Origin of the sequence: Mycetocola lacteus, assembly GCF_003667575.1 — a bacterium.
In the GTDB taxonomy this organism is placed as follows: domain Bacteria; phylum Actinomycetota; class Actinomycetes; order Actinomycetales; family Microbacteriaceae; genus Mycetocola; species Mycetocola lacteus.
The window spans coordinates 68,201-77,509 of record NZ_RCUY01000011.1; the positions used below are offsets into that span (position 1 = coordinate 68,201).

General features: G+C 66.1%; 4 protein-coding genes. 1 reads left to right on the forward strand and 3 read right to left on the reverse strand.

Going from position 1 to position 9,309, the window contains the following annotated elements; all coding sequences use genetic code 11:
* Nucleotide 1 precedes the first annotated feature (1 nt).
* From D9V34_RS12645 to D9V34_RS12655, 3 genes are all read right to left on the reverse strand, one after another.
* Nucleotides 2–7,129, reverse strand: coding sequence for a DUF5979 domain-containing protein (locus D9V34_RS12645; protein WP_245991820.1), 7,128 nt, complete (start codon nt 7,127–7,129; stop codon nt 2–4).
* Between the two features lie 219 nt (nt 7,130–7,348).
* Complete coding sequence (locus tag D9V34_RS12650) at nt 7,349–7,807, reverse strand: hypothetical protein (protein ID WP_147441565.1); 459 nt, start codon at nt 7,805–7,807, stop codon at nt 7,349–7,351.
* A gap of 129 nt (nt 7,808–7,936) precedes the next feature.
* Complete coding sequence (locus D9V34_RS12655) at nt 7,937–8,278, reverse strand: DUF732 domain-containing protein (RefSeq protein ID WP_121686987.1); 342 nt, start codon at nt 8,276–8,278, stop codon at nt 7,937–7,939.
* Nucleotides 8,279–8,529: 251 nt separating this feature from the next.
* Here D9V34_RS12655 and D9V34_RS12660 point away from each other — a divergent pair, with 251 nt between their 5' ends.
* Nucleotides 8,530–9,240 carry a DedA family protein gene (locus D9V34_RS12660; protein ID WP_121686988.1) on the forward strand — a complete coding sequence of 237 codons (711 nt, stop codon included), beginning with the start codon at nt 8,530–8,532 and terminating at the stop codon, nt 9,238–9,240.
* Nucleotides 9,241–9,309: the final 69 nt, after the last annotated feature.

Here is a 9,309-nt window from a genome sequence, read left to right on the forward strand (position 1 = left end):
CCTAGGCGAGGTCACCGGTTCCGCGACGACGGATCTGCCGGATGCCCAGCAGGGTGCCGCCGAGCAGCAGACCCAGCGCGGCCATCAGCCAGCCCCACGGCGGGTTGGCGCCGGTGCCGCTCAGCTCGCCGCCCGGGGTGCCGGGGCCCGGCGGGGTAATGCCGGGATCCTTGGTGAACGTATTGACCACGCTCAGGGCCACGCTGGTGCCCGAGCCGATGATCGCCACACCCACGGCCGGATCGCCGGCGTTCGGAGTGATCGCGCTCGCATTGGCGCCGCCGGCCACGGTCTCGCGCAGCTCACACACGGCACCCGTGGGCAGCTGCGTGTAGGCGGCAGTGAGCCCGGTCGCAGCGGACAGCGTGCGAGTCGCGCCCTCGGGGATGGTCAGCGCGGTGCTGACGCCGTCCCGGTCGAGGGTGCAGGCCAGCGCCACCTGGAACTGGGCGTTCGCAGCGGCCGCGGCGTTGTCACCCTCAATCGTCTTGGTCACGGTGATCCCGCCCACTTCGAAGGTGTTGATCACGCGCAGCGCCACGGTGGTGCCCGATCCGATGATCACCGGCTCGGTCACCGCGGCACCGTCGGCATCCACGATCTCACTCGTGGTGGCACCGCCGGTCGCGGACTCGGTGAGCTCACACGCGGCGCCGCTGGGCAGACCGGCAAAGTCGGTCTCGAAGCCGTTCTCGGCGCTCAGCTCGCGGGTGGCCCCGTCGGGAATCGCGATCGCCGCCCCGTCCAGGGTGCAGGCCAGCGCGACCTCGAACGGTCCGGTGCCCCACAGCTCGGCACCCGGTCCGGTGATCTCCTTGGTCACCAGCAGGTCCCCGGCGGCAAACGTGTTGACCGCGGTGAACTGCAGCGGCTCACGCAGGGTGCCCACGGCTGCCGGAACAGCCTTGGTGTCCGGGGTGATCACGGTGGTGCTGGCCCCACCGCTGTCGGTTTCATCCAGCTCACAGCGGGCACCGGCGGGCAGGGTGTCCACGATGATGTGACGTCCGGCGATCGCCTCGGCCTTGGTCAGGTGCAGCGCGCCGTCGTAGACCACGTCCGAGCCCACTCGACAGGTGAGCTCAAACACGAAGTCGGTGCCGTCATCCACGGCGCCTGCACCGTCGCCCTCGACCCGCTTGAACAGGTCGATGGCACCCAGCGGGAAGCCGTTGACAAAGCGGACGATCGCGGCGCTGGCCGGTGCCTCATCCGAGGTCAGCGTGACCGTGACCGAGGGCCCCTCACCGGTGACCGGGCCATCCACGCCCGGGCTGGTGTGAGTTACCTCGGCGCCGTGAGGATCGGTCTCGGTAATCACGCATTCGCTGCCCACGGGCAGTCCGGCAAGGATTCGACGCTGGTCGTGTTCCAGGCTGAAAGCCATCGGAGAGAACTCGAATCCGGTGGCCACCACGGGCTTGCCGAGGAAGGTGCAGGACACCTCAAACGGGAAGGATCCGTAGTCCAGCGGCTGACCATCCTGATCCAGCGCACCGGTCACCGTCTTAGTTACCTCAAGCGAGGTCAGGCTGTAGATGTTGGTCAGCGTGGCCAGCGGCAGCAGACTCGCGGTGCGTCCAATCGTGACCGCCGGTCCCGAGGTCGAGGAGGATTCCCCGTTGACTCCCGGAGCATCCACCAGCACACACTCGGCGCCGTAGGGGAACTGCTCCTCCAGGGTCACCGGTTTGCCACCCTCGACGGTCACCGTGACCGGGGGCAGCACCGTCTCCAGCGCGGTCCCCTTGCCCACGGTGCAGACCACCTGGAGCTCGAAGGTCGCCGGGGCATGGGCCGCGGCATCCCCGGTTACGGTTTTCTGCACCGCGAGCGGACCCGTGGCGAGCGCGACACCCACCCGGCGTCCCTCGGTCGGCAGCACCGAACCGATCCGAGTCCCCGAGGCGGTAACGGTCTCGGCACCGATCGCGATGGTGTTCCAGGCCACGGTGTCCGAGGTCGCCACCGGCGAGACCGCCGGTGTGCGAGTCTGGAAGGTGTAGCCCAGGATATCGCCGGGACGGAAGTGGTTCTCCCCAAAGAGGAACACGGTCTTGATGTGCTTCACATCGGCCGCGGCCACATCCGGAGTCAGCGGCAGCCAGGCACCATCCGGACACGCGGTCTGGGACGGCGAGAGGTCCGCCACGCAGGGATCCTGAGCCGAGGAATAGTAGTACTCCACGCCCTCGGGGGTGCGGTAACCATCTGCGGTCACCGGAGTGATCGGTCCCGTCCAGGTCGGCTCCCACTGGCTACCGCGCGGCAGCAGCACAAGCGCACCCTGATCGCCCGGGGTGGGCAGACGGTCGATCGTGACCACCTTATCCATCTCCAGGGTGCCCGAGTTCTGCACGCGCTCGCGCCAGGTCTCGATGCCCAGCGGCTTGGTGATCGGGACGCAGTTGCCCGAGTAGAAGTCGTCCACGGTCGGCGTGCACTCGGCGGCCGGGTTGGTCACATCGGTGACCCCCAGCTCGGTGTCGTTAGACTTCACAAACTTCTGTCCACGCAGTGCGCCGACCTCGGTCGGGTAGACGTCGGTGTCGGCGGCACATCCGAGGACCTCATGCGCCTCACCGTTACAGAACTGGAAGGGCTGGGCGGCCTCGGCCAGGACCGTGTTGGTCACGTGCTGACCCGCGGCGATACCCGGGCGGAACATCATGTTGAGTGTGATCGTATAGGTGTCCCCGGGCATCAGCACCGTCCCCTTGGGGAACTCGAATGCGATGTTGGTGGGTTCACCGTCGGCGTTTTTGCCCTCGGTGATCGTGATCTGTGCGGGATCGGTGGGCATCGGCAGATGCGGTGCCGGGGTTGTGCCCGACGGCTGATACCCGAACTCATAGCGCGGATCATCGCTCTGATCATCGAAGATGAGCCAGGGCTTCCCGGTGGGGTCGTTGGTGTTGAAATCGGTGGGCAGGATGTCGGTGATCTTGGGATCCCGAATGGCCCGCTCGACCCCGCTGCCCGCGGGGGCGGGGTTGGACACCGTCAGCGTGAACGGGATCGTCTGCCCGGCAAGCTGCGCCCCCACCGGGGTCTTTTTGATACTGATCTCGGTGGCACCGGCCTGGTAGAAGGCCTGCGCTGTGGTCTCGTGGGTCGCGGTCAGCGGAAGCGAACCGGGGCCGTTGACCGAACTGGTCACCTCACCCTGCACGGTGTTGGTGAACACACCTCCACCGCCGCGAGGCTTGAACTTCTCCCCGGGAGCCGAGGGGTCCGCATCGGTGGGCACCGGCATATCCGGGGTGGAGGCCAGGTAGGCGCGGCGGTGTACGGTCAGCGGGATCTCCTGACGCGGATTTGCCGGGTTCTCCCACTGCGAGCCGTCGGTGCGGGTGAAGGTGAAGCGCAGACCGCGCACCTGATCGGCGGTGACGCCCGCGGGCAGGGCCGGAGTGGCCGCCGGGGTGCCGAGCGTCCAGGTCGCGCCGTTCAGGCTCAGCGGGTTGCCACCGCCGGAGGTGTCGTAGGTGCCACCGACCAGCGCATCCACCTGCACCCGCAGGATCGGCGCGGTGAGCTTGAAGCCCGGCGCGAAGTCCACAAATCGGTAGGCGTTCCAGAAGGTGGTGGTGTCATCGGTCACCACCATCTTGGCCGGCCGCGCCGAACCGGTCGGGCGGGCAGAGAGGGTCATCGTGATCGAATCCCACGGCTCATCGGCATAGTTGGGTGCGCTGGGTGGAATCTGCGCGTACTGCACCTGCGGCGAGAACGACTTGGTCGTGGTGATACCGATGTTGAGGTTGGCCAGCGCCATCTGGGCGCCGTCCGTGGCGGTGACCTCGTGCACGCCGTTCACTCCGCCCGGATCCAGCACACTCGCACTGGCATCGTTGCGCACGGGGGAATCAACCACGGTGACCGGCGCTCCGCCCTCGCGGTGGGTCGCGCGTAGACGCAGATCCATGGTCAGGGTGGACTTGCCGGCCGAGACGATCCGGCCATGGTGGGTCACCTCGATGCCCACCACATCGGCCAGGTTCGCGGCGCTCAGCGCCTTGGCCTGATCGATCGAGTAGGCGCTAATGCCGCCCCCGGCGCGGGTCAGCTGCACCAGCGAGTTGGTGGCGCCCGCGGGCACCGTGATGCCCACGATCTTGGCCAGGTTGAAGGTGTCAAATGGCTTGGTGGCGCTGCCGGGTGCCGGATCGACAATCTTCAGCGTGTCCACCTTGGCCACGGTTGCGTTGGTCGCGGTGATGGTCACTCGACCACTGGGATACGCGTTTGCCGGGGTACCGGCCGGCGGGATGCCGATCGGTCCGCCGCTCCAGCCCTTGCTCACGGAGACGTTGAGCGGGCGGTCGAGGATCGAGATCAGGTCCGAATCCTCATCGTGCGCGGCCACGGAACCGCCGATGATGCCGCTGGCACTGGCGATATTGTTCACGTCGCCGGTGTCGGCGGTGTTGTACAGCTCGCTGCCCAGCACGGGCACGGCCGGAGTGGCCGGAACCCGCTTGGTATCGCGCAGCTCCCACTCCAGGTCGATCTGGCGGGTGTTCCCGTTCGAACGGGCAACCCCCGAGCCGACGGCCGGCGCATCCACGGCGGTCGCGGCCTCACGGGCGGCGGTGTTCTCGGCGAAGATCAGGCGCACACCCTGGGTCGAGGCCTGCTCGGTGGCATTCAGCGCGATCTCCGGCAGCGACCCGGTGTAGGGCAGTTCGTCCGCGCCGGAGGCGGATGCCCAGGCGGTCCCGTTCCACAGCTCCACCGCGGTGATCTGGTCATAGGCCAGCAGCGGATCCATGGCCGGGGTGATCGCCTTGATCTTCACCAGGTTGAAGGCCTGATAGGTGGTCTTCTCCACCGGGTCGGCCGGGCCGGCGTTCGGGGTCTTCCCCACGCGGGTATCGGCGATGACCATCTGCTCATAGCCGCCGTGTCCACCGGTGGACCAGCTCAGGCGCGAGGTTGCGTGATCCCCGGAACGGGCAACCACGATCTGGTCCGCCGGGGCGATCCAGCGCTTGGTCAGGAAGTCATACTCCCCCGGGGTCGGTGCGAGAATCTCGATCGAGGGGCAGGGGTTTACCGTCGCGGCCCCCGCGGTGGCACCCGGCGCGGTGGCCGAGGCACTCGAACAGTTTTCGACGGTGATGTCGCTACCGGCGGGCTTGGGGGCCAGGCTTTCCTTGAGCTCGGTGGTGATGTTGGGCTGCACCGTGGCACCGGGCGCAAAGCCTGGCTCATCGCTGGTGAACTCGAACTGCAGTCCGCCGATCTGGTCGCGAACCGCCTCGGGAATCGCCATCGAGAACGAGGTGGCACCCTTGACGTTCTCGGCCAGAACCACCCAGGTGTTGCTGACGGTGTCGAAGTAGCGCACGGTCAAAATGACACCCGGGGGCACATCGGTCTTGGTGATCGCGGTCGGGCGGAAGTGATCCCACCAGTCCGAGTCCTTGGGGGTTCCGTCGGCCTTCAGCTCGGGATCATTCACCAGGATCTGGGTTGCGTTGGCGGTAGACCCCTTACCCACGGTGGTCGGGAGCTGGATCGTGGCCGTCTCCCCCTCGGTGCCCCAGATCTGTCCGGGGCTAATCTTCTTCTGGGTTTCTAGCTCGATCCGGTGCTCATCCAGGGTGAGGGTATCGGTCGCGGTGGCATCGGCCTTCTGGTCGCCGGCGGTACCGGTCACGCCCACCACGTTATCGATGGTGGTGTCCTTGGCCAGGCCCTCGGCTGCGGTGACCCCGAAGGTCAGGTTCGATTCGGCACCGGCAATGATCGGCTCGCCAGTGGTATCGGTAAAGGTGATCTCGAAGTGCTTCAGCGATCCGAAGTCCACCGGCAGGGCCGGATAGGCACCGCCGTTTGTCAGCGGAACCGTGATGCTCTGCTCGTCGCCATTTCGGTCGAGATACACCAGGGTGATGTCGCCGGTGTCTGCGCCCTGGGGGAACTCGACCGACGAGGTGAATCCGGTGAAATCCAGGCGGGAATCGAAGTCGCCGCTAGCCGGTTCGCGAATGGTCAGCGTGGACAGCGGGGTGTCTCCGGCATTCGAGCCGGAGAGGGACACGGTCGAGGCACCGCCGGGCAGCACCACATCCGGGTCAAAGGACTTCTTGGCCGCCACACTCAGCGGCTCGGTGACAACCTTATAGGTGGCGTCATCGGTGTCGGTCGCGCGGTCGCCTCCGTTGGTGACGGCGGACTCGACGGTGTTCTTCAGGGTGATGCTCTCCTCGAGGTCGGCGACGTTCTCCCGCTGTTCGAGCTTCAGGGTCAGTCCACCGGTGGCCCCCGCGGGGATCGTGGTTCCGTTCGGTCCGGTGAAGGTCACCCGAATTCCGGTGGCCGAGGCCGGCGGCGCATTCGGGGCACCGGGCTTGGTGGCTACCGAGCCCTGCACCCAGGCGGTTCCGTTCCAGTACTCCACCGTGGCGGTGGTGGCACCCTCGGGCCACTGCACCGAGTCGATGCCGGTGATGGCCAGGTAGTCAAACGGGTTGCCGGTGGCATTCGGATCGACCGGGTCGGTCAGGGTCAGGGTGTCCGCGCCGGCGTTGGACTTGTTGGCCCCCGAGAGCGTCAGCGTGGTTTCGGTGCCGGGCTTTGCCTGACCCGCGGTCGGGTTGAAGGACTTGGTGGCCTCGGTGGCCAGGTGCTTTTCCAGCACGGGCTTGACGTTCGCGGTCGAGGTCACCTTGGTTGCGTTATCCGCGGTGACCTGGGCGGTGTTGGGGATGTTCACGCCGTTCTTCTCATACGGCACATCCTCGCGCAGCTTCACGGTGATCGTGATCGTGGCGTTGGCGTTGTCGATCAGACCGATCACGCCCTCGCTCAGCTGCTCATTGAAGACCACGCTGACGTTCTGCCCGTCGATGATCGGAGTCTGGAAGGGCGCGTTGGCCACCACCACGTTTTGGATCTCAAACTCGGGCGGGATCGCGTCGGCAAAGACGGCGTTATTGCAGCCCACATCGGTCAGGGTCGAACAGGCAACCTCGATCGTATAGGTCAGCGTCTCGCCGGGCTTCACCTGCTCTGCGGAGGCGGTCTTTTTCACATCGAGGACCGCGGTGGGCGCCTCAGCCGCGAAGGTGGAACTGGGTGTCCACACAAATCCCAGTGCAAGCAGCGCACCTAGTCCCATTGCCACGCCCCGCATACGCGAGCGTTTTTGTCCCCTGATCGGTGCCACCGAAATCCCCTGTCCTATTGGTAAGACGCACAGTCTGGTCTCAGCATAGGAGTCGTGATTCGGGATAAACAACCGAAATTCACGCGTGGGGAGAGAATTACCCCCAGATGAGGGGCGCTTTTCTCGGCGGAGGGCCCGGCGGAGTGCGGGGGCCGCCGGGCCTCACACGACCTAGTCGAACTTCGGGGTGGTTGCCTCGCAGGTCACCGGCTTGCCCGGCTCCCCGGCCACCGCCGCAATCTGCCGCTTCCCATCCAGCAGAATCTGGCAGGTTGCCCGCTGGCCCTCACCCGGGGTTGCGACGATCGAGGCGGGCTGGGTGGCGGTCACCATGACCGTCTTTTCCCAGCGCGAGCTTTCGGGGGCGGTCGCATCCACCTCCAGTGGAAGGTTCGGGAGGTTCTTGGTGACCGTGTCTTCTCCGCGAGATTTGGCCTCGCCAAAGGTCACCGTGGGGAGGGTCGGGGTGCCCTCACCGGACACCGTCACCGCGTAGGTCACCGACCAGGCATCGGCGGTGGAGTTCTTGATCGAATCAACCAGGCCACATCCGCTCAGGCCCACACCCACGAGGGTCGCGGCCCCCAGGGCGATGCCGGTTTTTGCCCAAATTCCTGCGGTCTTCATCATGTTTCCTCCGTGTGTTCAACGTCTGAACATCACGCTATCGAGGCACATGCACACGGCGCTTCGCTCGCCGCGCTGATGTTGACGGCGGCAATATCGCTCGCTCGGAGGAGGGCTCTCAGCCCAGCGGACCTACTTGGTCAGCGCCTCACCCAGGTCGGGGCAGTACCGGGCGGTCGCGGTATCCATGAAGGAATCGACGTCCTCGGCGGTGCGCCCGTCGCTGAGGGAGCTCTGCTTATAGTCTTCGGCAACCTTGCGCAGGCCCGACGCGTTATCGCGCTCCTTGTCCAGGCGCGAGCAGTAGTCCTGGGCGAACTCGATCAGGCGTCCGGTTGAGAGGGTGGAGTAGCTCTTGAGCGACTGTGCTCGTGCCGAAAACTCCCCGTTGTTGATCGGGGCCGGGCCCTGGGCGCACCCACTGAGCAGCGCCACCGCCAGAATGGTTGCCGCGACTGCGAACCTGTGCTTCATGATCGGGAACTCCCTTCCGAATCAGTATTCTAATCCCCCGGGCGACGACTCACCGTCACGGCGCGTGCGCCGGACGGGGTGGAAATCGTTACGGCATTCCCAGGCTCGTCGCGTCTGGGCCGCCCTTCCGTCATCCGCTGGAATGATCTTGTACGTCACGCCCGTCCTGCCTGTCCGCGGGCAGTAGACTCGTGGTGTCCCTTCACGGTACGTCTGCGGGTGTGCCACCAACAATTCGGAGCCTTTCATCGATGCATACCGCTCTCATTCCCTGGCTTGACTCCAACGAAATCCTGCAGGCGGCCGGCCCCTGGGCCGTTCTGGTCGTGTGCCTCATCGTGTTTGCCGAAACCGGCCTGCTGGTGGGCTTCATGCTCCCCGGAGACACCCTCCTGGTCATCACCGGCCTCACCAGCAACAACGGCACGAGCGATGGTCTCGGCATGCCGATCTGGTGGGTCGCGATCCTGATTGGAATCGCCGCGTTTATCGGCGGTGAGGTGGGATATCTGATTGGGCATCGCGCCGGGCCCAAGATCTTTGAGCGTAAAGAGACCGGTCTGTTCAGCATCGAGAACGTCAACCGGACCAATAAGTTCTTCGAAAAGTGGGGCGCGCTGGCGATCATCATCGCCCGCTTCGTGCCCGTGGTGCGTACCTTCGCCCCGGTTGCGGCCGGTGCCTCGCACATGAACTACCGCAAGTACAGCCTGTATAACCTGATCGGTGCGCTGATCTGGGGCACCGGCCTCACCTACTTCGGCTACCTGATCGGCTACATCCCGCCGGTTGCTCACTTCGTGAGCTCCTACATCGACGTGATCCTGCTGGCCGCCGTGGCCCTCTCGGTCGGCCCTGCGGCCGTGCACTACTTCATGGCCTTCCGCAAGAGCAAGCGTCTGGCCGCCGAGGAGGCCGCCCGGGCCGCTCAGGCACCCGAGGACGAGGCTCCCGCAGCCTAGTTCCTCCCCCATACACACGGCGGCCGCCGGATCCTCAGGGATCTGGCGGCCGCCGTTTTTGGCCGTGTC